Source organism: Vibrio sp. ABG19 (genome assembly GCF_029962385.1).
In the GTDB taxonomy this organism is placed as follows: Bacteria; Pseudomonadota; Gammaproteobacteria; order Enterobacterales; family Vibrionaceae; genus Vibrio; species Vibrio ostreae.
Genome location: NZ_CP071708.1, coordinates 1448195 through 1470760, shown reverse-complemented (window position 1 = coordinate 1470760; position 22566 = coordinate 1448195). Strand labels below are relative to the sequence as shown.

The 22566-nt window shown below is 54.8% G+C and carries 23 protein-coding genes; 13 read left to right on the top strand and 10 right to left on the bottom strand.

The genetic code is table 11. From position 1 onward, the window contains the following. The first annotated feature begins 7 nt into the window (after window positions 1-7). From J0X00_RS13000 to fis, 8 genes are all read left to right on the top strand, one after another. Entirely contained in the window at window positions 8-634 is a 627-nt protein-coding gene (locus tag J0X00_RS13000) for a 3'-5' exonuclease (protein ID WP_136487157.1), read from the top strand. Window positions 635-847: 213 nt separating this feature from the next. After that, entirely contained in the window at window positions 848-2797 is a 1950-nt protein-coding gene (gene acs / locus J0X00_RS12995; protein WP_136487158.1) for an acetate--CoA ligase, read from the top strand. Between the two features lie 307 nt (window positions 2798-3104). Further along, window positions 3105-3554, top strand: a complete 450-nt coding sequence (gene aroQ / locus J0X00_RS12990; protein WP_136487159.1) for a type II 3-dehydroquinate dehydratase — start codon at window positions 3105-3107, stop codon at window positions 3552-3554. A gap of 61 nt (window positions 3555-3615) precedes the next feature. After that, window positions 3616-4074, top strand: a complete 459-nt coding sequence (accB, locus tag J0X00_RS12985; RefSeq protein WP_136487160.1) for an acetyl-CoA carboxylase biotin carboxyl carrier protein — start codon at window positions 3616-3618, stop codon at window positions 4072-4074. Window positions 4075-4087: 13 nt separating this feature from the next. Next, window positions 4088-5431, top strand: coding sequence for an acetyl-CoA carboxylase biotin carboxylase subunit (gene accC / locus J0X00_RS12980; protein WP_136487161.1), 1344 nt, complete (start codon window positions 4088-4090; stop codon window positions 5429-5431). 205 nt (window positions 5432-5636) lie between these two features. Beyond that, window positions 5637-6524, top strand: coding sequence for a 50S ribosomal protein L11 methyltransferase (gene prmA, locus J0X00_RS12975; RefSeq protein ID WP_282478226.1), 888 nt, complete (start codon window positions 5637-5639; stop codon window positions 6522-6524). Between the two features lie 139 nt (window positions 6525-6663). Further along, entirely contained in the window at window positions 6664-7632 is a 969-nt protein-coding gene (gene dusB, locus J0X00_RS12970; protein WP_136487163.1) for a tRNA dihydrouridine synthase DusB, read from the top strand. Window positions 7633-7655: 23 nt separating this feature from the next. Continuing rightward, a complete protein-coding gene (gene fis / locus J0X00_RS12965; protein ID WP_000462885.1) occupies window positions 7656-7952 on the top strand; it encodes a DNA-binding transcriptional regulator Fis in 297 nt (98 codons plus the stop codon). 107 nt (window positions 7953-8059) lie between these two features. On the opposite strand, the gene J0X00_RS12960 is transcribed toward fis, so the two are convergent. The 8 genes from J0X00_RS12960 to J0X00_RS12925 form a co-directional block, all read right to left on the bottom strand. Next, on the bottom strand, window positions 8060-9385 hold the full coding sequence (locus tag J0X00_RS12960) for an aromatic acid/H+ symport family MFS transporter (protein ID WP_282478225.1): 1326 nt from the start codon (window positions 9383-9385) through the stop codon (window positions 8060-8062). A gap of 128 nt (window positions 9386-9513) precedes the next feature. Continuing rightward, window positions 9514-10293 carry a benzoate diol dehydrogenase BenD gene (gene benD, locus J0X00_RS12955; RefSeq protein ID WP_282478224.1) on the bottom strand — a complete coding sequence of 260 codons (780 nt, stop codon included), beginning with the start codon at window positions 10291-10293 and terminating at the stop codon, window positions 9514-9516. Further along, complete coding sequence (gene benC, locus J0X00_RS12950; RefSeq protein ID WP_282478223.1) at window positions 10290-11333, bottom strand: benzoate 1,2-dioxygenase electron transfer component BenC; 1044 nt, start codon at window positions 11331-11333, stop codon at window positions 10290-10292. The genes benD and benC overlap by 4 nt, the downstream gene beginning before the upstream one ends. Window positions 11334-11353: 20 nt before the next feature. Then, window positions 11354-11845: a benzoate 1,2-dioxygenase small subunit gene (gene benB, locus J0X00_RS12945; RefSeq protein WP_282478222.1), complete on the bottom strand. Its 492-nt coding sequence runs from the start codon at window positions 11843-11845 to the stop codon at window positions 11354-11356. Then, complete coding sequence (locus J0X00_RS12940; RefSeq protein WP_282478221.1) at window positions 11842-13221, bottom strand: Rieske 2Fe-2S domain-containing protein; 1380 nt, start codon at window positions 13219-13221, stop codon at window positions 11842-11844. The genes benB and J0X00_RS12940 overlap by 4 nt, the downstream gene beginning before the upstream one ends. A 186-nt stretch (window positions 13222-13407) precedes the next feature. Beyond that, complete coding sequence (gene catA / locus J0X00_RS12935; RefSeq protein ID WP_282478220.1) at window positions 13408-14346, bottom strand: catechol 1,2-dioxygenase; 939 nt, start codon at window positions 14344-14346, stop codon at window positions 13408-13410. Between the two features lie 96 nt (window positions 14347-14442). Beyond that, a complete protein-coding gene (gene catC, locus J0X00_RS12930) occupies window positions 14443-14733 on the bottom strand; it encodes a muconolactone Delta-isomerase (RefSeq protein WP_282478219.1) in 291 nt (96 codons plus the stop codon). Between the two features lie 82 nt (window positions 14734-14815). Next, window positions 14816-15934, bottom strand: a complete 1119-nt coding sequence (locus tag J0X00_RS12925) for a muconate/chloromuconate family cycloisomerase (RefSeq protein ID WP_282478218.1) — start codon at window positions 15932-15934, stop codon at window positions 14816-14818. A gap of 115 nt (window positions 15935-16049) precedes the next feature. Between J0X00_RS12925 and J0X00_RS12920 the strand changes: the two genes are divergently transcribed. Further along, window positions 16050-16952, top strand: coding sequence for a LysR family transcriptional regulator (locus J0X00_RS12920; RefSeq protein ID WP_282478217.1), 903 nt, complete (start codon window positions 16050-16052; stop codon window positions 16950-16952). A 13-nt stretch (window positions 16953-16965) separates the two neighbouring features. On the opposite strand, the gene J0X00_RS12915 is transcribed toward J0X00_RS12920, so the two are convergent. After that, window positions 16966-17745, bottom strand: coding sequence for an IclR family transcriptional regulator C-terminal domain-containing protein (locus J0X00_RS12915; RefSeq protein ID WP_282478216.1), 780 nt, complete (start codon window positions 17743-17745; stop codon window positions 16966-16968). A 199-nt stretch (window positions 17746-17944) separates the two neighbouring features. Here J0X00_RS12915 and J0X00_RS12910 point away from each other — a divergent pair, with 199 nt between their 5' ends. Genes J0X00_RS12910 through J0X00_RS12895 form a run of 4 tightly spaced genes read left to right on the top strand, consistent with a single transcriptional unit; the run spans window position 17945 to window position 21569 of the window. After that, entirely contained in the window at window positions 17945-18760 is an 816-nt protein-coding gene (locus J0X00_RS12910; protein WP_282478215.1) for a CoA-transferase, read from the top strand. A 5-nt stretch (window positions 18761-18765) separates the two neighbouring features. Beyond that, window positions 18766-19542 carry a CoA-transferase subunit beta gene (locus J0X00_RS12905; RefSeq protein WP_348984826.1) on the top strand — a complete coding sequence of 259 codons (777 nt, stop codon included), beginning with the start codon at window positions 18766-18768 and terminating at the stop codon, window positions 19540-19542. Between the two features lie 11 nt (window positions 19543-19553). Then, entirely contained in the window at window positions 19554-20756 is a 1203-nt protein-coding gene (gene pcaF, locus J0X00_RS12900; RefSeq protein ID WP_282478213.1) for a 3-oxoadipyl-CoA thiolase, read from the top strand. A gap of 15 nt (window positions 20757-20771) precedes the next feature. Continuing rightward, on the top strand, window positions 20772-21569 hold the full coding sequence (locus tag J0X00_RS12895; protein WP_282478212.1) for an alpha/beta fold hydrolase: 798 nt from the start codon (window positions 20772-20774) through the stop codon (window positions 21567-21569). Window positions 21570-21662: 93 nt separating this feature from the next. On the opposite strand, the gene J0X00_RS12890 is transcribed toward J0X00_RS12895, so the two are convergent. Further along, window positions 21663-22547, bottom strand: coding sequence for an AEC family transporter (locus tag J0X00_RS12890; protein WP_282478211.1), 885 nt, complete (start codon window positions 22545-22547; stop codon window positions 21663-21665). Window positions 22548-22566: the final 19 nt, after the last annotated feature.

The window sequence follows — 22566 nt, the reverse complement described above, 5'->3', positions numbered from 1 at the left end:
GGTAACGATGAACTGGCTAACGCGCCGCTACTGGCATCACAGACTGCAAGGCTCCCCTTATCAGGCACTGTTTACCAAGCCTGAGAGTCAGGTGTTTGTGTCGCTCGACTGCGAAACCACCAGCCTGGATCCCAAACGCGCCGAACTGGTCACCATAGCGGCGACCAAAATTATTGATAACCGTATTCTTACCAGCCAGCCGTTTGAAGTACGGCTGCGCGCCCCGCAGTCGCTCGATTCCGGTTCAGTACGCATCCATCGTATGCGCCATCAGGATCTGGCCGACGGCCTGAGCGAAAAAGAGGCGCTGAGCCGCCTGATTGAGTTTATCGGCAACCATCCTCTGGTCGGCTATCACATTCGCTATGATAAGACGATTCTCGATATTGCCTGCCGCAAGCATTTCGGCTTTCCGCTGCCTAACGACCTGATTGAAGTCAGCCAGATCTACCATGACAAACTGGAACGCCACCTGCCCAATGCCTATTTTGATCTCAGCCTGGATGCCATCTGCCGCCATCTTGATCTGCCGCTGCAGGACAAACATGACGCGCTGCAGGACGCCATCGCCGCTGCGCTGGTGTTTGTACGTCTGACCAAGGGCGATTTGCCCACCTTCACCTCTCCGTCCTGACTACAGCCGGTCCACGGCGTACCACACAGCCTGACCCAGCTCGCAAAAAACTATTTAACTCTCTATTTTTCCAATAAAAAGTCGGCATTCATCCTAAAGTCTAATTGTGCAAACCCGGCCTGTGGCTAACAGTTATAGGCAGATTCGATTTCTTGCCCCGTGTTTGAAACACGGCGCGAAAGGAACTGGCTGTATTCACAAGGAGAATAAGCAATGAGTGAAGCCCACATTTATCCGGTCAAAGCGAACATCAAAGCGAATACCCACGCAGATAACGATACCTACCTGGCGATGTACCAGCAGTCTGTCTCTGATCCGGAAGGGTTCTGGAGTGAACACGGCAAAATTGTCGATTGGATCAAGCCATTCACCCAAGTAAAAAATACCTCATTTGATACCGGCCATGTCGACATCCGCTGGTTTGAAGACGGCACCCTCAACGTGTCGGCCAACTGTATTGACCGCCATCTGGCTGAGCGCGGTGACGAAGTGGCCATCATCTGGGAAGGCGATGATCCGGCCGACGACAAGACTCTGACGTTTAATCAGCTGCACCGCGAAGTGTGCCGCTTCTCCAACGCACTGAAAGCTCAGGGCGTTCGCAAAGGCGATGTGGTGTGTCTCTACATGCCGATGGTGCCGGAAGCCGCCGTGGCGATGCTGGCCTGTACCCGTATCGGTGCGGTACATACCGTGGTCTTCGGCGGCTTCTCTCCGGAAGCACTGGCCGGGCGTATCATCGACTCCGATGCCAAACTGGTCGTGACTGCCGATGAAGGCGTGCGCGGCGGACGCGCAGTACCGCTGAAGAAAAACGTGGATGAAGCCCTGACCCATCCGGAAGTAAAAAACATCAGCAAAGTCATCGTATTCCAGCGCACCGGCGGCGATGTCGCCTGGCATGAGCATCGCGACGTGTGGTGGCATGATGCCGTCGCGAGCGTTTCTGATGTCTGTCCGCCGGAAGAGATGAACGCCGAAGATCCGCTGTTTATCCTGTATACCTCAGGCTCAACCGGCAAACCAAAAGGCGTACTGCACACCACAGGTGGTTATCTGGTGTATGCGACCATGACGTTTAAATACGTCTTTGATTACCAGCCTGACGATATTTTCTGGTGTACCGCGGATGTGGGCTGGATCACCGGCCACACTTACCTGATTTACGGACCACTTGCCAACGGCGCCAAAACCATCCTGTTTGAAGGTGTGCCCAATTATCCAAGCACAGCACGCATGAGCGAAGTGGTCGACAAACACCAGGTCAGCATTCTTTACACTGCGCCAACCGCAATCCGTGCGCTGATGGCGAAAGGTGACGAAGCGGTCCAGGGCACTTCCCGCAGCAGCCTGCGTATCATGGGCTCGGTGGGCGAACCGATTAACCCGGAAGCCTGGGAGTGGTACTACAAAACCATTGGTAATGAAACATCACCGATTGTGGATACCTGGTGGCAAACGGAAACCGGCGGCATCCTGATCACGCCGCTGCCGGGCGCAACCGAACTGAAACCAGGCTCAGCCACTCGTCCGTTTTTCGGCGTGCAACCCGCCTTGGTTGATAACAGCGGTGACATCATTGAAGGCGCAGCCGAAGGTAACCTGGTGATCCTCGATTCATGGCCGGGCCAGATGCGCACCGTGTACGGCGATCACGAGCGCTTCGAGCAAACCTACTTCTCCACCTTTAAAGGCATGTACTTTACCGGTGACGGCGCACGCCGTGATGAAGACGATTACTTCTGGATTACCGGCCGGGTCGATGACGTCCTCAACGTGTCCGGACACCGCATGGGGACTGCAGAAATCGAATCCGCGCTGGTGGCGTTTGACAAGATTGCGGAAGCCGCTGTGGTCGGCGTTCCACACGATATCAAGGGACAGGCGATTTACGCTTACATTACTCTCAATGACGGCGTGTTCCCGAGCGCGGACCTGCACAAAGAAGTCAAAGACTGGGTACGTAAGGAAATCGGCCCGATTGCCACCCCGGATGTCCTGCACTGGACCGATGCACTGCCAAAAACCCGCTCAGGAAAAATCATGCGTCGTATCCTGCGCAAGATTGCCACCGGCGATACCAGTAACCTGGGTGATACCTCAACTCTGGCCGATCCAAGCGTGGTCGACAAACTGATTGCCGAAAATCAACAGCTGAATTAAACCAGCAAAATCCATACGTTAAACTCCGGTCGGGGAAACCTGCCCGGAGTTTTGTTTTTCAGTCCCGGTAAGCCGTTATCCAGCCACAGGACGCCCCTTTCTTTTTTACCAATCTGTTAACCTGAGCCCAGTCGCTGACGCCTAACTAGGTGATTAGACCAGTAAATTGCTGCCATTTGCTATGAATTAGCTATAATCTTGGTCAATTTAATAAAACCCGCGTTTTTTTGACAAAAAAAATCTCGCGGATCTGCGATAATATGGGAATATTCGTAATTACAACATTATAAACGGAGATAACAACACAATGTCAGCAAAATTACGCATTCTGGTACTAAATGGTCCAAACTTGAACTTATTAGGCTTGCGCGAGCCAGCCCACTACGGTTCAAACACGCTGGAACAAATTGTAGCTAAGCTGCAGCAACAGGCAGAAAGCGCTGATGTTGAGTTGGAACATCTCCAGTCGAATCGCGAATATGAGCTTATCGAAGCCATTCACCAGGCTTACGGTAAAGTGGATTTCATCATTATCAATCCGGCCGCATTCACCCATAGCAGCGTAGCGCTGCGTGATGCTCTGCTGGGCGTAGCGATTCCCTTTATCGAGGTGCATTTGTCAAATGTACATGCTCGTGAACCGTTCCGTCATCACTCCTACCTGTCTGATAAAGCACAGGGCGTGATTTGCGGCTTAGGTGCACAAGGTTATGAATTCGCTTTGTCTGCTGCCATTCGTGCGCTGCAAACAAAGTAACCCCAAACACTCTGCAGCCCTTTAGGGCTGTCTTACTCACAAGATAAAAGAGAAAGAAACAATGGATATTCGTAAAATCAAGAAGCTTATCGAATTGGTTGAAGAGTCTGGCATTGCTGAGCTGGAAATTTCAGAAGGTGAAGAATCGGTACGCATCAGTCGTAACGGCGTTGCACCAGTAGCACCGATTCAGTACGCAGCGGCGCCTGCGCCAGTTGCGGCACCAGCTCCTGCAGCAGCACCAGTGGCGGCACCAGCAGAAGCTCCAGCTGCTAAAGTGCAAACTGGTCACATGGTTCTTTCTCCAATGGTTGGTACGTTCTACCGCTCTCCAAGCCCGGATGCGGCGTCATTCATCGAAGTCGGTCAGAAAGTTTCTGTTGGCGATACGCTGTGTATCGTTGAAGCGATGAAAATGATGAACCAAATCGAAGCGGACAAATCTGGTGTGGTAACTGAGATCCTGGTAGAAGACGGCCAGCCAGTAGAATTCGACCAGCCGCTTGTAGTCATCGAATAATCGAGGCGCTGTTATGCTAGATAAGTTAGTCATCGCGAACCGAGGCGAAATCGCGCTTCGTATCCTTCGTGCATGTAAAGAATTAGGCATCAAAACTGTTGCCGTACACTCAACCGCAGACCGTGATCTGAAACACGTCCTGCTGGCTGATGAAACTGTCTGTATCGGTCCTGCGAAAGGCATCGACAGCTACCTGAACATTCCGCGTATCATCTCGGCGGCAGAAGTGACCGGTGCGATTGCTATCCACCCGGGTTACGGCTTCCTGTCTGAGAACGCAGACTTCGCTGAACAAGTTGAGCGCAGCGGCTTTATCTTCGTGGGTCCTAAAGCGGACACCATTCGCCTGATGGGTGACAAAGTGTCAGCAATCAACGCGATGAAAAAAGCGGGCGTACCATGTGTACCAGGCTCTGACGGCCCGCTGGACGGCGACGAAGCGAAGAACAAAGCGCACGCGAAACGCATCGGCTACCCGGTCATCATCAAAGCATCGGGCGGCGGCGGCGGTCGTGGTATGCGCGTGGTTCGTTCTGAGAAAGAACTGATCAACGCCATCAACATGACCCGCGCAGAAGCACGTGCAGCATTCAACAACGACATGGTGTACATGGAGAAATTCCTGGAAAACCCACGTCACGTTGAAGTTCAGGTTCTGGCTGACGGCCAGGGCGGCGCTATCCACCTGGGTGAACGTGACTGTTCAATGCAGCGTCGTCACCAGAAAGTGGTAGAAGAAGCTCCGGCACCAGGCATCACTGAAGAGATGCGTAAGTACATCGGTGAACGTTGTACCCGTGCGTGTATCGAAATCGGTTACCGCGGCGCAGGTACGTTTGAGTTCCTGTACGAAAACGGCGAGTTCTACTTCATTGAAATGAACACCCGTATCCAGGTTGAACACCCGGTGACTGAAATGGTGACTGGCGTTGACCTGATCAAAGAACAGCTGCGTATCGCGGCCGGTCAGCCTCTGTCATTCACTCAGGATGACATCAAGATCCGCGGCCATGCGATGGAATGTCGTATCAACGCAGAAGATCCAGAGCGCTTCCTGCCATGTCCGGGCAAGATCACCCGTTTCCACTCACCAGGTGGTATGGGCGTTCGTTGGGAATCACACATCTACTCCGGCTACACGGTACCGGCATACTACGACTCAATGATCGGTAAACTGATCACTTTCGGTGAAAACCGTGATGTCGCGATTGCCCGTATGCGTAATGCACTGGAAGAGATGATTGTGGAAGGCATTAAGACCAACATCCCGCTGCAGCAAGAAATCATGAAAGATGAAAACTTCCAGCACGGTGGCACGAACATCCACTATCTGGAGAAAAAGCTGGGTCTGCAATAATCCCCTGCTGATTTCATCAAAGATGCCCACCTCGGTGGGCATCTTTGTTTTTATGCGCCGCCCTTTGTCAGTGATATGACTGCGCTAAAAGACGCAGCCGCGCTACACAAGCTGCTGCTGGAGTACAAACGCCACTGCTTCTATAAAAGCTCGCTAAATCTGCTACACTCTGCGCCAACTGAACGAACTGAAGAGAGCAAGAGCCATGCCTTGGATTCAAATTAAACTCAATGCGACCAACGAAAACGCAGAAGCCATCAGTGACATGCTGATGGAAGAAACCGGTGCGCTGTCGGTCACCTTCATGGATGCAAAAGATACCCCTGTGTTTGAACCTCTGCCGGGTGAAACCCGTTTGTGGGGCGATACCGACGTTCTTGCCCTTTACGATGCCGAAGCAGACACTGCCTGGGTACTGGAACAGATTCATCATAGCCAGCTGTTGGCGCAGGATTTTGCCCATAAAGTTGAGCAGATCGAAGATAAGGACTGGGAACGCGAGTGGATGGATAACTTCCACCCGATGAAGTTCGGCGAACGTCTGTGGATTTGCCCGAGCTGGCGCGATATTCCGGATCCGAGCGCAGTGAATGTCCTGCTTGATCCGGGCCTGGCGTTCGGCACCGGTACCCACCCGACCACAGCGCTGTGTCTGCAATGGCTTGACTCCCTCGATCTGGCGGGCAAAACCGTCATCGACTTCGGTTGTGGCTCCGGCATCCTGGCGATTGCCGCAATTAAACTCGGCGCCGCACGCGTGATCGGTATCGATATCGACCCACAGGCGCTGCTGGCGAGTAAAGATAACGCTGAACGTAACGGCGTCGCTGACCAGATTGAAGTCTTCCTGCCACAAGACCAGCCACAAGGCCTGGTGGCGGACGTCGTGGTCGCCAATATTCTGGCCGGCCCGCTGCGTGAGCTGTCACCGGTGATCAAGAGCCTGATTAAACCAGGCGGTCTGCTGGCGATGTCCGGCGTGCTTAACACTCAGGCCGAAGATGTGGCTGATTATTACCGTGATGAACTGCAACTGGATCCTATCGCAGAGAAGGAAGAATGGTGCCGTGTGTCCGGTCGCAAACAAGGCTAGATAAGACTTTGCGCGCTAATTGACTGAAAAATAGACCATTTACCAAAACATTTTGTAAATGCTCAAATATTAGTCTTTTCACGCATCGAAAAAATGCGTAAAATGCGCGCCCTTGCTGGTATGAAGCTGTGAACACGTTTTGAAAATCGGAAATTATCAACTTAAGAACAATCTAATCGTCGCACCTATGGCTGGTGTCACCGACAGACCGTTTCGAGAGTTGTGCCTCCGTTACGGGGCTGGTATGGCCGTCAGTGAAATGATGTCCGCTAACCCGGCTCTGTGGAAAACAGACAAGTCGAGAAACCGCATGGTGCATGAAGGCGAATCGGGCATTCGCTCTGTACAGATTGCGGGAAGCGACCCACAGCTGATGGCCGATGCGGCCCAGTTCAGCGTTGAGAACGGTGCGCAAATCATCGACATCAACATGGGCTGCCCGGCAAAGAAAGTGAACAAGAAGCTGGCTGGTTCTGCCCTGCTGCGCTACCCGGATGTGATCGAAGACATCCTGAAAGCGGTAGTGGATGCAGTGAGTGTCCCTGTGACACTGAAAACCCGGACCGGCTGGGACACAGACAATAAAAACTGCGTCCAAATCGCTAAACTTGCCGAAGACTGCGGCATTCAGGCACTGGCGCTTCATGGGCGAACCCGTACCTGCATGTACAAAGGTGAGGCGGAATACGACAGCATTAAAGCGGTCAAACAGGCTATTCAAATTCCGGTCATCGCTAACGGTGATATCGATTGTCCGGAGAAGGCCAGGTATGTGCTGGAGTACACCGGCGCGGACGCTTTAATGATTGGACGCCCTGCCCAGGGACGTCCTTGGATTTTCCAGGAAATCCAACACTATTTGGAAAACGGCACCACGATGCCTGATCTTCCCTATGCGGAAGTGAAAGACATCCTGCTTGGTCATGTGAAGGCTCTCCATCAGTTTTATGGTGAGTATTTAGGCCCACGCATCGCGCGCAAGCACGTTGGGTGGTATCTCAAAGAACATGAGCAGGCGAGTGAGTTTCGCCGTACCTTCAATGCCATCGAAGCAGCACCACTGCAGTTAGAGGTATTGGAAGGTTATTTTGATAACGTTGCATCATAATTAAGAGAAGAGCTAGACCGAATATGTTCGAACAAAATCTGACTTCAGAAGCTTTAACAGTAACTACCGTAACTTCACAAGATCAAATCACGCAAAAGCCACTACGTGATTCAGTTAAAGCGTCTCTTAAAAACTACCTGGCTCAATTAAACGGTCAGGAAGTCACAGAACTTTACGAATTAGTTCTAGCTGAAGTTGAACAACCACTCCTAGACACTATCATGCAGTACACTCGCGGCAACCAGACTCGCGCAGCAACCATGATGGGTATCAACCGTGGTACTCTTCGTAAGAAACTGAAAAAATACGGCATGAACTAATTTCCAATTAGTGCAAGCATTCAAAGCCAAACCCAAGCGGGTTTGGCTTTTTTATACGCTGAACTTTTACCGCTGCAGACGTTGCTGATAAAGAGAATGGGGCAGGGTTAGCTTTCAGCGGCCAGGGCCGGTTTGCTACCAAAGCGCCGCCCGACCAGGGCAATTGAAATGGTGGCTATCACCCCGGGCACCGCCAGCACTAGGAAGTTCATATGATGCGGCAGAGCAAGTGCCAGCAGTGTACCGCCAACCATAGGGCCGAAGATGGCACCATTACGCCCTACTCCGGAAGCCCAGCCCAAACCGGTGGAGCGGATGTTGGCCGGGTAATACTGTGCCACATACGCGTAAAGCAGGATCTGCGAACCAATCGTGGTCGCACCGGCAATACCCATCAACAGATAGAGCAGCGTGGTAGGATGCGGGTAGCCCAGCGCCATCAGGGATAAGGAGCCGGCAATAAAAAAGGAGACCAGCACTGAGCGCAGTGAGAAACGGTCCGCCAGCCAGCCGCCGCCGACCGCACCAATAATCGCCCCGATATTGAGCACCAGCAGAAACATCAGGCTGGAGCTGAGCGCGTAACCGGCCTGCGACATCAGTTTGGGTAACCAGGAGCCCAGCGCGTACACCATCAGCAGACAGCAGAAGAAGGCCACCCAGAACATCATGGTGCTAAACGCCCGGCCGCGACTGAACAACTCAAGCACCGGCGCTTTCTGTTTGCCTGCCTCGGTCAGCACGAGCTTATCGCCCGCCGCGAGATCGATATCCGGCTCCACCTGCAGCATCAGCTGACCAGCCTCACTTTGCCGTCCCTGCACAACCAGAAACGTGACCGATTCCGGTAATGCCTTGATCATAATCGGCAGCAACAGCAGTGGCAGCGCCGCTAGGTAGAACATGATTTCCCAGCCGTAATTCGGCACGATCCAGATACCAAGCCCCGCTGACATCATGCCGCCCACCGCGTATCCGGAAAACATCAGAGCCACCAGCGTACTGCGACTTTTCTTGGGTGAATACTCACTCATCAGTGACACCACATTCGGCATGACTCCGCCAATGCCGAGTCCGGCAATAAAGCGCAGCAGACCAAACTGCCACGGCGACGTCACCAGGCCATTAATCGCACTGGTGACACTAAACAGAATCACACAGGCCAGAATGGTCTTCTTGCGCCCCCATTTGTCTGACAGCATGCCGAATCCGACCGCACCAAACATCATGCCGAGCAGGGCGCTGCTGCCAAGCAGACCGGCAACATAAGGGTCGAGCTGCCACTGGCTCATCAGAATCGGCAGAACCACACCGTAAATCACCAGATCATAGCCATCAAAGATAATAATTAAGGTGCACCAGAACAGCACCTTCCAGTGAAAAGAATGAAACTTCGCGTTATCAATCGCGTCATTGACGTCGATATTTTTCATGCTCTGTTACTCCATGTATTGTACTAGTCAGCCGCCTTTCCTGGCGCACTTCTCTGTTTAACCACTCAGTCAGAACGCACTGTCAGAGATAACTTCTCGGCCGGAAAGCCGGTTGGCTGACGGCGGCATCAGCCCACATCGCCGCCGGCGACGGGCAGAATGGTGCCGGTGATATAGCTCGCGGCCTCGGAGGCCAGAAACAGAATCGGATCTGCCTGCTCATCCAGGGTGCCGTAGCGATGCATCAGGCTGGTCTGATTGGTCTGATCGATTAACTGCTGATACCACAGCTGCTCCCGATCCCCCTGCGCTTCACTGTTGCGCGGCGTCAGACGCGGCGGAGCTTCCGTCCCTCCCGGAGCCGTAGCATTAATACGGATCCCCTGCTGGGCATACTCAAACGCCATGTTGACCGTCAGCGCATTCACGCCGCCTTTGGCTGCACCATACGGAACGCGCATCAGACCACGGGTCGCCACCGACGAGACATTGACGATAGCACCACGGCCCTGCTCGAGCATATAAGGGATCACGGCCCGGCAACACCATAAGGTCGGAAACAGCGAGCGCCGTATCTCCTTCTCGATCTGCTCGGGCTGATACTCCTCATAAGGCTGAGCCCAAATCGTGCCACCGACGTTGTTAATCAGAATATCGATGCGGCCATAGGTCTGTTTAGCTTCGGCCATCACCTGCTGCGCGCCCTCCCAAGTTTCAAGGTCAGCCTGCACGACCTGCACCTCAATGCCGTTATCACGCAGCTCAGCCGCCACGCCATGCACATAGTCGGCAATATCGACCAGCAGCAGACGGGCGCCTTCACTGCCGGCACGCTCGGCAACACGTTTACCTATCCCCTGCGCTGCACCGGTCACCACCATCACTTGATTACTAAATCGCGCGCTCATGCCACTTGCTCCTCAGCCAGAGGAACAGCCGCCGGCGTGCTGGCGGTGAATTTCTCGTAATGGAACGAGTGCGGCGTGATGCCCTGCTGCTCAAAGTAACCCAGCACCGCATTGACCATCGGCGGCGGACCACACAGGTAGACATCCACTTCACCGTGTTCAAGCGGCGCATCCTGCATATGACCGGTCACATAACCTTTACGCGGATGAGTACTGTCGGCGCTGGCCACCACGGTGGTAAAGCTGAAGTTGTCGATGCTCGCGGCAAATGCCTGCAACGCCTGAACACACACCAAATCTTCATCATTGGTGACGCCGTAGATCAGGTGTGCAGGTTGAGGGCACCCCTGTTGCTGCAGATGTTGCAGCATAGCGAGAAACGGGGCCAGCCCGGTGCCACCGGCCAGCATCAATAGCGGACGCTCGACCGCACGCAGATAGAACACCCCCATCGGCCCGGTCAGGGTCAGAGAATCCCCCGGCTGTGCCTGCTCCGTTAACCAACTGCTCATCAGCCCGCCCGGTACATTGCGGATCAAAAAGCTCAGGCTGCGGCTGCCCGGCTGTGAACTGAAGGAATAGGCGCGGGTCTCGCTGGTGCCCGGTACCGTGATATTGACGTACTGGCCCGGCAGAAAACCCATGTCGCTATCGGCCTGCAGCGTCAGCTCAATCGCCGTCGGCGACATCTGTGTGACCGCAGTGACAGTGGCCGTCACCGCCTGGCTGGCTCCCTTGCTGCACAGAGACGAAGCGGCCGGGATCTCGACCACACAATCACTGTGCGGCACCATCTGGCAGGTCAACACCAATCCCTGACCCGCTTCATCATCAGTCAGCGCGTCATCAATATATTCGTCGCCGAGATCGTAGCGCCCCTGACGACAGGCCCCTTTACAGGTGCCGCACACCCCATCGGAACAATCCATCGGCAAGTTAAGCTGGGCACGATAAGCCGCATCGAGGACAGTTTCGCCTTCATTACAGCGAATCATCCGGGTGACACCATCTTCAAAATTGAGGGCAATGTTGTAAGTCATAGTCATACTCCTGGCCTGGTTCACAAGTGATAAACGTCAATCGCCTGGTTAATACAGTCGTTGGTCAGCACAATTTTTTTAAAGCGGATCAGCGGCTCGCCGCTCTGCAAGTCCAGGGTGTAAAATGAAGTGCCGTAATACTCCTGAGTTTTCTTGTAACGGTACGATTTAGTCAGCCAGTTAAAACGCAGTTGCACCTCTTCGCCCTGCTGCGACAAAATCTCCAGCCCGCTGATGAAATGCTTGGTGCGCGGCTCCGGCAAAGAGCTGGCCCCGGAGCGCTCGGTCTTGAGACGGTAGACGCGGTCTTCCAGTCCCTGGCGGTTGGGGTAGTAAATCAGTGAAATTTCGCTTTGCGGATCTTCGGTCAGTTCATCGTCATCATCCCAGGCCGGCATCCAGTAGGTAACATCCGCGTGATAACACGCCAGCCAGCCGTCCCAGTCCCGGTCATCCAGGTAACGGGCTTCACGGCTGATAAACTGTTCGATATCGTGATAACTCAGAGTCATGCGCTGGTCTCCTCTGTCTGAACCGGAATAAGCAGGGATAATTCGGCTTCAATGGCACGGGTTATTTCGTGTTGCCAGTGCTGATGGTGATTGACATACAAGCCCTCATCTTCCGGCTTCACTCCGCTCATTTGCGGCTGCATATTAAGTTGCTCGGCATGTGCATCCGGGCCGTCAATCCAGTGCGCCGCACCGCGGCTCATGTCATTCCAGCGCGCGCCACGTGCTTCATAACCATCCTGACAGGCACGGAACTCTTCCAGGTCATCCGGCGTACCCATCCCCGATACATTGAAGAAATCTTCATACTGGCGAATGCGTTTGGCGCGCAGATCAGCCGGTTCATTTTTGGGAGCAAAAGCGTAAATCGTGACTTCGGTTTTATTGACGTCGATCGGACGCGAGACCCGGATCTGAGTCGAGAACTGATCCATCAGATAGACGTTTGGATAGAGGCATAAATTCTTGGTGGTACGCACAATCGAGTCGGCACGGGCTTCACCAAAGGTGCTGACCAGGCGATCAAGCTGGCTGTACACCGGACGCACCTGCGGGTTGAGCAAACGGGTCCATAGCATCATGTGGCCGTGTTCAAACGAGTAGAAACCGCCTTCCGCCGACCAGCTTTTGGCATCCACCGCTTCGGTGCCGCCATTTTCATAGTTACGCTGGCCCATGGTTGAGAGGTAGTTCCAGTGCACGGTACTGACATGGTAACCATCGGCGCCATTCTCAGCGGTCAGTTTCCAGTTACCTTCATAGGTATAAGTCGAACTGCCGCGTAAGAGCTCCAGGCCGTCTTCGGCCTGATCAACGATGTTGTCGATGATCTTGGTGGTTTCGCCCAAATGCTCTTGCAGCGGCAGGACATCCGCGTTCAGGCTGCCGAACAGAAAGCCGCGATAATTACCAAACCGGGCCATCTGTTTCAGGTCATGTGAGCCTTCGCTGTTAAACTGCTCAGGATAACCACCTTTTTTCTGATCTTTAGCTTTGAGCAGCTTGCCGTCATTACGAAAGGTCCAGCCATGGAACGAACAGGTAAACGAGGCTTTGTTACCGCGTTTTTTACGGCATAACGTCGCCCCGCGATGGGAACAGGTGTTAAGAATGGCTTTCAGATCGCCTTCTTTGCTGCGGGTGATGATCACCGGCTGGCGTCCGACCGTCACCGCATAATAGTCACCCGGATTTGGGATCTGGCTTTCATGAGCCAGGTAAACCCAGTTCCCTTCAAAGATGTATTTCATTTCCAGTTCAAACAAGTCGGGATCGGTAAAGATGCCGCGGTCGCACTGGTAACGGCCGCTGTGCGGGTCAGCGACAACGGCATTACGGACTTTATCGGCCAGCTGGGTCAGTTTATTGTTCATCATGATGCTTCCTTATTCTGGGCTGCCTTTTCACCGGCTTGTTGCCACGTGTTGACGACAAGAACTGTGCCGTAAGGGAAATACTGCAACGACCATGCGAAATCGCGGCTGCAGCAACCCGCGCCATCCGTTAGGGATGGCGTCAGACAACAAACCAGGTTTACAAGTATGGTGGGGTTAAAAAGCGCTTCAGCCTTGCTCTTGCAGTGCGCGCTGACGCAGGTGACGCTCCTGCAATTCGGCTTTATTGGTCGCAACCAGCTGAATATTAAATTCAACCCGGGTAAACGGTGCACTCAGGCCGAATGCATCGCCCTGCGCGGCATCGTCAATACGTACCGCTTCCACCACCAGCTCATCACGGGTTGCAAAAGCGAAGTCATCATAGGTGTACTCATCACCGGCCAGATTGATTTGCGTGGTGAGATGTTTAAAGCCGGGTTTAGAAATAAAGAAGTGAATGTGGGCGGGACGATTGCCATGACGGCCCAGCTGATTGAGCAGTTGCTGGGTAGACCCTTCCGGCGGACAACCGTAGCCGGCCGGGATAATAGAACGTGCGGTATAGCGACCGTTCTCGTCCGTTACAATACGGCGACGCAGATGATATTCACTCTGTGACTGGTCAAAGTAAGAATAAGCACCTTTGCTGTCGGCATGCCATACATCCACGATTGCATTTGCCAGCGGATTGCCCTGCTCATCGCTGACCACACCGGTCAGTAGCATTGGCTCCGCATCCGTGTCAGTGCCGTCATCCATCCGCGCAAAGCCCTCGCTTTGCGGCGCACCCGCCACATACAACGGACCTTCGATCGTGCGCGGTGTACCGCCGGCAAGGCCAGCCTGCTCATCCGCAGCATCCGAGCGAATATCGAGGTATTTGTCCATCCCCAACCCGGGGGCCAGCAGCGCTGCTTCACCGTTTTTACCCAATTGGTTGATATAATACACCGCCTGCCAGAACTCATCCGGCGTGATGTCTAAATCCTCAATGATTTTAAACACATCATGCATGACGCGATGCACGATAGTTTTCACTCGCTGGTCACCATTCGGGTTATTGAATCCAGCGACTTTTTCCAGCAGGTCTTGTACTTCTGTAGTGTGTAGGGTTTTCACGTTCATTGGTTCTATCCTTGCTTTGAGGTAATCGTTATTGGCTAATGAACTGCTTTATTGTTGTTATTGGTTTGGTTGTTTGTCAGTTTTTGTTGGGCTGATTTAGCTGTCATCCTCACGAATTGAGGACGGATGGCGGCACAAGGGTGCGACCGTGATCTCCATGTACGGAAACAGCGGCAGGTTACCGATCAGTTGCTGCAGTTCATCGTTATCAGCGACATCGAAAATGCTGACATTGGAATAGCTGCCGGCAACGCGCCACAGATGACGCCATTTACCCTGTTGCTGCAACTCCTGTGAGTAAGCTTTTTCACGCGCTTTGATCTCATTGGCAATATCACTCGGCATGTCGTGCGGGATATTTACCTTCATTTCCACTTTAAATAACATGAGTTCTCCTTGTTCAGAGCGAAATTCCTCACCAGGCCACACCTGCATAAAGGCCTGGCCTGATAACCTTAATCAGTCAGACCTAGCGGCGGCGGTAATAAGCCAGCTTGTCTTCATCTATTTCGATACCCAGACCCGGACCGGTCGGCAGTGATACACCGTTGTCGTGAAACTGCAGTGGCTTGACCACAATGTCATCTTTCATCAGCAGCGGACCAAACATCTCGGTCCCCCAGTGCAGAGTCTCCAGAGTCGACCAGGCGTGCAGTGAGGCCGCCGTGCCAATCGTGCCTTCTAGTAAGGTGCCGCCATACAAACCGATACCGGCAGCCTGCGCAACCGAGGCCTGACGCAGTGCCTGCAGCGGCCCGCCGGCTTTGGCTATTTTAAGTGCCACCGCGCCGCTGAATCCGGCAGCTGCCAGGTTGTACATATCCTTGCCATCGGCGACCGCTTCATCGGCCAGAATCGCCAGTTCGAATTTCTGCGACAAACGCACCAGCGCGGCGAAATCTTTCATCGGCGTCGGTTGCTCAACCAGATCAACCCCGCCGTCCTGGAAAGCCGCCATCGCGATCGCCGCACTGGCTTCATCCCAGGCCTGATTGACATCAACCCGCACACTGGCGCTGTCACCCAATGCCTGTTTGATCGCCACCACATGGCGAATATCTTCTTTCAGGGCCCGGGAGCCAATCTTGAGTTTGAAATCACAATGGCGACGCTGGGCAATCAGGCTCATCGCCTCATCGATATCTCTGGAGGTATCGCCGCTAGCCAGGGTCCACAGCACCGGCAGGTGTGAATGCAAGCGACCACCAAGCAGTTCTGCAACGGGTTTGTTAAGACGTTTACCCTCCAGATCCAGCAGCGCAGTTTCAATCGCAGACTTGGCCAGGTTGTTACCGACCACAGTTTTATTCAGCGTAACCCGCAGTTTGTTGATGGCACCCGCAGGCTGACCGAGCAGTTGTGGTTGGAAGTAAGTGTCGATGGTAACCTTGACACTCTCCGGGCTTTCCGGACCATAGGCCAGCCCGCCTATGGTGGTCGCTTCCCCAATTCCTTCCAGTCCGTCGGAGTCTTTAATGCGCACGATAACCATGGTCTGTACTCCCATGGTCGCCACGGACAACTTGTGTGGACGGATAGTCGGGATATCGACCAGCATTGTTTCAATGGAATGAATGGTTGCAGACATGTGCTCTCCGATGAATGTTAATACAATGTTAATCAGCTGTTAGATCCAACAGTACATAAATTCATCACTCTCAACCAATATCAAATAGGTAGTGAGCAATACCTTGGAGGTATGGATGGAACTCAGACACCTGCGCTACTTCGTTGTCGTCGCCGAAGAAGGCAACCTGACCAGAGCCGCAGAAAAGTTATTTATTACTCAGCCGCCGCTGACCCGCCAAATCAAACAGCTGGAAGAAGAAATCGGCGCGACCCTGTTTATCCGCAAAGCGCGCGGGCTGGAACTGACCGATGCCGGAAGCTTTTTTCTTGAGCAGGCTAAACAGCTGCTCGATAAAATGGATACCACAATTGAAGATACCCAGCGCATTGCCCGGCACCGTAAATCGCTGTTTTCAATTGGCTTTGTGCCGTCGGTTTTTTACGGCCAGCTGCCGCTGATGGTACGGCGCCTGCGTCAGAACAAGAATCTGGAAATCGTGCTGCATGAACTGAAAACCCAGGAGCAGGTGGAAGCGCTGAAAAGCGGTAAGATTGATATTGGTTTTGGCCGGGTCAACATCAGTGACCCGGATGTCGAGCAGGAGCTGCTGTTTAATGAGCCGCTGATCGCCGCAGTACCGGTCGGGCATCCGCTCACTGACCACCCGCCCTCCTTGCAGGAACTGGCTGCCTACCCGATGGTGGCCTTTCCGGCCGGTCCCGGGCCTAAGTTTGCCGATATTATCCAGCACCTGTTCCACAACCGCGGCATGCAGTTGCGGGTCAGCCAGCAGGTCAATGATCTACAGACCGCATTGTCCCTGGTGGCATCCGACATGGGCTTTACCCTGGTGCCGGATCAGGTGCGCAAGCTTAACCGCGAAGGGGTCAGCTACGTCAATTGTGATGACCCGAACCTGACCATTCCGGTTATCGCCTCACGGCGCAGGGGCGAGCGTCTTAACGCCCGCATGCGTCTGGTCAATACCATCATCGAGGAGCTGGTCGAAAACCGCCGCGCCGGCCGTTATCCCTAGCGGAACTGCGGCCTCAGCGGGTGGTCTGTCTAACCTTGTCTGCCAGCAGCTGCAGGCGAGGCAGGTAGCTCTCAAGCAAGGTTTCCATCGATACTCGCGCGCCATTGGTGCTAATATTGGCGGCCCCGAGCAGCTCACCAGCCCCGGAGAACACCGGCACCGCCACCGAACGCAGGCCGAGATCCAGCTCCTGGTCGACCACCGAGTAGCCCTGCTCACGTACCTTGATAATTTCGGCGCGTAGCTGAGTGCGATCGGTCAGGCTATACGGCGTAAAGGCTTCCAGCTCTGCCCGCTCTAGCACCGCATCGAGCTGCGGATCTGGCAGATGGCTGAGCAGCACCCGCCCCATCGATGTATATGCGGCCGGTAAACGGGTACCAACCGAGAGAGTAATCGCCATCAGACGATGACGCGCCGCCGAGCGCACCACGTAAACCACTTCATCACCATCCAGAACAGCCAGCGATGATGACTCACCCAGTTCATCGGTGATCTCTTCCAGGTATTGCTGAATCACCATCCGGTACTGATTAGACGCCTGATAGGCATAACCGAGCTGCAACACCCGCGGTGTCAGTTCGAACTGGCGTCCGCTCTGTTTGACAAATCCCAGTGCCACCAGCGTAAGCAGGAAACGGCGCGCTTTAGCGCGATCCATCGCCGTCTTCGCCGCAACTTCACTGACCGTCATGCGCCGGTGCTCGGCATCAAACGCCTGCAACACTTCCAGCCCCGACGCCAGCGCACCGACATAATCCCGGTCCCCGGGTTGAAGAACCTGTTCATCCATCTGCTTTTCCTGCCCTGTCGATCAATTCGTTCGTCGTCATGGTAGCAGCTTGTTCGTATTACGAACATCCGTTCTTTTTACGAACTGGTGAAAATTTGTCCTTGACGATCCATTTCGATCTGATCCATAGTTGTTCGTATAGTGAATTAATGTTCGTAATACGCACAAATAACAAACAGAACATCAAGGAGACCCTACAATGGCTCAATTCCTCTCTCTGCGGGATGCGGTGAACAAGTACATCAAGGACGGCGATAGCATTGCGATGGAAGGTTTTACGCACCTGATTCCCTTCGCTGCCGGGCACGAAATCATACGTCAGGAGAAACGTGACCTGACCTTAATCCGCATGACTCCGGACCTGATTTACGACCAGCTGATCGGTGCCGGCTGCGTCAATAAACTGATCTTTTCCTGGGGCGGTAATCCGGGCGTCGGCTCGCTGCACCGCCTGCGTGATGCGGTAGAAAAAGGCTGGCCGCATCAGCTGGAAATCTTTGAGCACAGCCATGCAGCCATGGCTTGCGCCTATGAAGCGGGTGCTTCCGGTCTGCCACTGGCGGTGCTGCGCGGCTATGTCGGCAGCGATCTGCCCAAAGTGAACGAGCAGATAAAATTCATCGAATGCCCGTTTACGGCTGAGCGCCTGGCAGCGGTGCCCTCCATTCGTCCTGACGTAACCGTGATCCATGCCCAGCGCGCGGATCGCCAGGGCAACGTCTTGATCGAAGGAATCGTCGGCGTGCAGAAAGAAGCGGTACTGGCAGCCAAACACAGCATCGTCACGGTAGAAGAAATCGTTGATGACCTGCAAGCCTCTGTAAATGCCTGTGTGCTGCCAGCCTGGGCCATCAGCGCGATTGCCGAAGCACCACGTGGCGCCAGCCCGTCTTACGCGCTCGGCTATTACGAGCGTAATAACGCGTTTTATAAAGAGTGGGATGGTATTGCCCGCGACCGTGAACGATTCCAGGTCTGGCTGCAAGACAGCGTGTTTGAACAAGGAGTGAACTAATGAGTATGGAATTTACCTCAGCGGAGATGATGAGCATCACTGCCGCACGCGCCCTGAATAACGACATGACCTGCTTTGTCGGCATCGGTCTGCCGAGCGAAGCGGCCAACCTGGCGCGCCTGACCCACGCACCGGACATCACTCTGATTTACGAATCCGGCACCCTGCAAACCCGCCCGGATATTCTGCCACTGTCAATTGGGGACGGTGAGTTGTGCAAAAGTGCGCTGACCACCGTCTCCGTACCGGAAATGTTCCGCTACTGGCTGCAGGGCGGCCACGTCAGTGTCGGCTTTCTCGGCACCGCACAGATTGACCGCTTTGCCAATCTCAACACCACCCTGGTCGGCGACTACCGCGCACCGAAAGTACGTCTGCCAGGCGGCGGCGGTGCACCAGAGATTGCCACCAACGCCAAAGAAGTGTTTATCACCGTCAAACACTCTAAACGCACCTTCGTGGAAAACGTCGATTTCATTACCACCGTCGGCTTTGGCCGTGACGGAAAAGCACGCGATAACGTGCCAAATCTAGGTAACGGCCCGACGGTGGTCATCACCGATTTGTGTATTCTCAAACCAGACCCGGCCACCAAAGAACTAGTGGTAGTGTCGCTGCATCCTGGCGTCAGCCGTGCACAGGTCACTGAAGCCACCGGCTGGGCAGTGCGTTTTGCTGCTGATCTGCAAACCACTCCGGCCCCGACCGAGACCGAACTGAACGTGCTGCGCGATCTTAAGCAGCGTACCCAAACGCAACACGCTGCCCAACCGACAGCCTGAGGACAACCGCTATGACTGATGTATACCTGTGTAATCCACGCCGCTCGGCCATCGGCCGCTTTGGTGGCACCTTATCCGGCGTACGCCCGGACGACCTGGCCGCGCACATCTTCAAAGCAGTTCTGGAACAGGCACCCGGGCTCAATCCCGCGGCCATTGATGAAGTGATTATGGGCTCAGCCAATCAGGCTGGCGAAGACAACCGCAACGTCGCCCGCATGTCCTCACTGTTGGCCGGTCTGCCGACTTCGGTCCCGGGAACCACCATCAACCGCCTGTGTGGCTCAGGCATGGATGCAGTCGGTACCGCATTTCGCGCCATCCGGTCCGGTGAAATGGAGCTGGTGCTGGCGGGCGGAGTGGAATCGATGTCGCGCGCGCCGTATGTCATGGGCAAAGCGGATGCTGCCTTCACCCGCGGTCAGGCCATCGAAGACACCACCATCGGCTGGCGCTTCGTCAATCCGCTGATGAAGGCACAATACGGTGTCGATGCGATGCCGGAAACCGCCGAGAACGTAGCGGAGCAATTTGCCATCTCCCGCGCTGATCAGGATCTGTTCGCCTTCCGCTCGCAGCAAAAAACCGCCGCGGCGCAGGCGGCCGGAATTTTCAAAGAAGAAATCGTACCGCTGGTCATTGAACGGCGGAAACAGGAGCCACTGGTGTTTGAGCACGATGAACACCCACGTCCGAGCACACTGGAAAAACTCAACGCCCTGCCGACTCCGTTTCGCGAGAACGGCAGCGTCACCGCCGGTAACGCTTCAGGCGTCAATGACGGCGCCGCAGCCATGCTGGTCGCCAGCGCACAAGCGGTCAAACAGCACGGTCTGACACCGATGGCGAAAATTCTTGGTATGGCGACCGCCGGGGTGGAACCTCGGATTATGGGGATTGGCCCGGTGCCTGCGGTGAAGAAACTGCTGGAAAAACAAGCGATCAGCATCCATGATATCGACGTTATCGAACTGAATGAAGCGTTTGCCGCGCAAGGTCTGGCGGTGCTGCGTGAACTGGGCGTGGCCGACGATGATCCGCGCGTCAACCCGAATGGCGGTGCGATTGCGCTCGGTCATCCGCTTGGTATGTCCGGCGCGCGACTGCTGATGACCGCCGCCCACCAGCTGCAGCGCAGCGGTGACCGCTACGCCCTGTGCACCATGTGCGTCGGCGTTGGTCAGGGCATTGCGGTCCTGATAGAACGAGCTTAACAGCAAGGAGTTAACATGCAATTTCTCACCCGCCAGGGCCGCACCCTGGGCTTTCGCCTGCTGGGTGCCAGGGAAAAACCGTTACTGGTTCTGGCTCATCCGCTCGGCATGAACCAGAGCGTCTGGGACGAACTGCTGCCTTTTCTGCTGCCAGAGTTTTGTGTGCTGAGCTGGGATCTGCCCGGCCATGGTGCCAGCAGCCCCTGGTCAAATGGCGAGACAACACTGAACGCGGAGAACCTCGCCCAGGACCTACTGGCTCTGACTGAGCACGCCGGGGCAGAACAGTTTCATTTTATCGGCACCTCGATTGGCGGCGTCATCGGTCAGCAGCTACTGACCCGGCACAGCGAGAGCCTGCTGTCCGCAACCCTGACCAATACCGGCGCAGTCATCGGCACGCCGGATGGCTGGGCTACCCGCGCCGGTGCGGTGCGCACTCATAGCCTGAGCACTATGGCCGAAGACATTGTCGCACGCTGGTTTGGCAGTGAAGCCTGCCGCCATCAGCCGGCACTGCTGAGCGGCTGGCAGCACTGTTTGAATCAGGTGGACGATGAGAGCTATGCTGTGCTGTGTGAAATGCTCGGTGCGGCGGACTATCGTCAGCAGTTGCAACGGCTACCACCTAGCGTACCGCTGTTGCTGATCGCCGGCAGTGATGATGTCGCGACCCCGCCGCAATCACTGCAGCAACTGGCTCAATCGAGCAATGCTGCGGCACCGAAAGTACTGCAGCATATCGGTCATGTTCCCTCAGTGGAAGCACCAGAGCTGCTGAGCGAGTTGGTCCTGCACCACATTCGCAAGTAGTCATTGTTCTGCCTGATCAGAGAGCCCGCCAAATAGCGGGCTCTCTGATGTGACAAGAATTGTTTATGTCGGGGTAATCCCGTACACCTCTGTCTACACAATCACCCATAACTTGATAATCACCAGCGCCACCAGCGCAGTCGGTAGAGTCAGAAAAGTGAGACCGGCGACGTCATTGACCGGGCCGTTAAAGCGGGTCGCGAACAGATAATTCAGCACCGCGACCGGCATCGAGCAGGCGATCATCAGGTTGGCGGTATGCAACGGTGACAACTGGAACAGCAGCGCAGCGCCCCAGGCGGTCAACAGGCCAATCAGCGGGCGGTAGACCGACATCAGCGCCAGCTTAAACCAAGGCGCTTCGCGCACCTTCATGTGCGCCAGGGCGCGGCCCAGCATCAGTAGCATCACCGGCACGGTAATACTGCCGATCATATCGAACGCCCGCAGCAGAAACTCCGGAATCGGCACATTCAGCCCAAGCAATACGGCACTGACCAGCAACGCCAGCATCGGCGGATTGGCCACCAGCTTGCGCGCTGAATAGGTGCCGGACATCATGCCCATCCCTAAGGTAAAGTGGCTGATTTCAATAATCGAAGAGATGATCACCGCGCCGGCCAATCCCTGCTCACCAAGCAGAGAGTAAGCGATCGGAATACCCAGGTTACCGGTATTCGGGTTAACCAGCACCGGCAGGTAAAAACGCAGTGGCTGGCCCGTTGCTTTGAGCACCAGCCAGGTTGCCACCACCATTGCCAGCAATGCCGTAACTGCGCCCAGTACCAACTTGCTCATACCAAGAAAATCAATGTGACTGCCAAGCATCGAGTGCAGCAGCAGGCACGGCATCGCGACATTGACCACCAGCCGAGGCAGGTTGGGGTCATCCAGATAAGCAGTCTTTTTGCTCAGCAGAGCGCCGAGCAGCGCAATCATAAGCACCGGGAGAATTGCGACAATAAATGCAGCCAGCATGGTGTGTCCTTACACAGGT

Coding starts and splice junctions, on each gene's coding strand:
- benC (WP_282478223.1), bottom strand. CDS start 11,333: ATGACTTACAACATTGCCCTCAATTTTGAAGATGGTGTCACCCGGATG.
- benB (WP_282478222.1), bottom strand. CDS start 11,845: ATGACTCTGAGTTATCACGATATCGAACAGTTTATCAGCCGTGAAGCC.
- J0X00_RS12890 (WP_282478211.1), bottom strand. CDS start 22,547: ATGCTGGCTGCATTTATTGTCGCAATTCTCCCGGTGCTTATGATTGCG.
- accC (WP_136487161.1), top strand. CDS start 4,088: ATGCTAGATAAGTTAGTCATCGCGAACCGAGGCGAAATCGCGCTTCGT.
- benD (WP_282478224.1), bottom strand. CDS start 10,293: ATGAGCGCGCGATTTAGTAATCAAGTGATGGTGGTGACCGGTGCAGCG.
- J0X00_RS12925 (WP_282478218.1), bottom strand. CDS start 15,934: ATGTCTGCAACCATTCATTCCATTGAAACAATGCTGGTCGATATCCCG.
- prmA (WP_282478226.1), top strand. CDS start 5,637: ATGCCTTGGATTCAAATTAAACTCAATGCGACCAACGAAAACGCAGAA.
- catC (WP_282478219.1), bottom strand. CDS start 14,733: ATGTTATTTAAAGTGGAAATGAAGGTAAATATCCCGCACGACATGCCG.
- J0X00_RS12940 (WP_282478221.1), bottom strand. CDS start 13,221: ATGATGAACAATAAACTGACCCAGCTGGCCGATAAAGTCCGTAATGCC.
- pcaF (WP_282478213.1), top strand. CDS start 19,554: ATGACTGATGTATACCTGTGTAATCCACGCCGCTCGGCCATCGGCCGC.
- J0X00_RS12920 (WP_282478217.1), top strand. CDS start 16,050: ATGGAACTCAGACACCTGCGCTACTTCGTTGTCGTCGCCGAAGAAGGC.
- J0X00_RS12915 (WP_282478216.1), bottom strand. CDS start 17,745: ATGGATGAACAGGTTCTTCAACCCGGGGACCGGGATTATGTCGGTGCG.
- fis (WP_000462885.1), top strand. CDS start 7,656: ATGTTCGAACAAAATCTGACTTCAGAAGCTTTAACAGTAACTACCGTA.
- J0X00_RS13000 (WP_136487157.1), top strand. CDS start 8: ATGAACTGGCTAACGCGCCGCTACTGGCATCACAGACTGCAAGGCTCC.
- acs (WP_136487158.1), top strand. CDS start 848: ATGAGTGAAGCCCACATTTATCCGGTCAAAGCGAACATCAAAGCGAAT.
- J0X00_RS12910 (WP_282478215.1), top strand. CDS start 17,945: ATGGCTCAATTCCTCTCTCTGCGGGATGCGGTGAACAAGTACATCAAG.
- aroQ (WP_136487159.1), top strand. CDS start 3,105: ATGTCAGCAAAATTACGCATTCTGGTACTAAATGGTCCAAACTTGAAC.
- J0X00_RS12960 (WP_282478225.1), bottom strand. CDS start 9,385: ATGAAAAATATCGACGTCAATGACGCGATTGATAACGCGAAGTTTCAT.
- J0X00_RS12905 (WP_348984826.1), top strand. CDS start 18,766: ATGGAATTTACCTCAGCGGAGATGATGAGCATCACTGCCGCACGCGCC.
- accB (WP_136487160.1), top strand. CDS start 3,616: ATGGATATTCGTAAAATCAAGAAGCTTATCGAATTGGTTGAAGAGTCT.
- catA (WP_282478220.1), bottom strand. CDS start 14,346: ATGAACGTGAAAACCCTACACACTACAGAAGTACAAGACCTGCTGGAA.
- J0X00_RS12895 (WP_282478212.1), top strand. CDS start 20,772: ATGCAATTTCTCACCCGCCAGGGCCGCACCCTGGGCTTTCGCCTGCTG.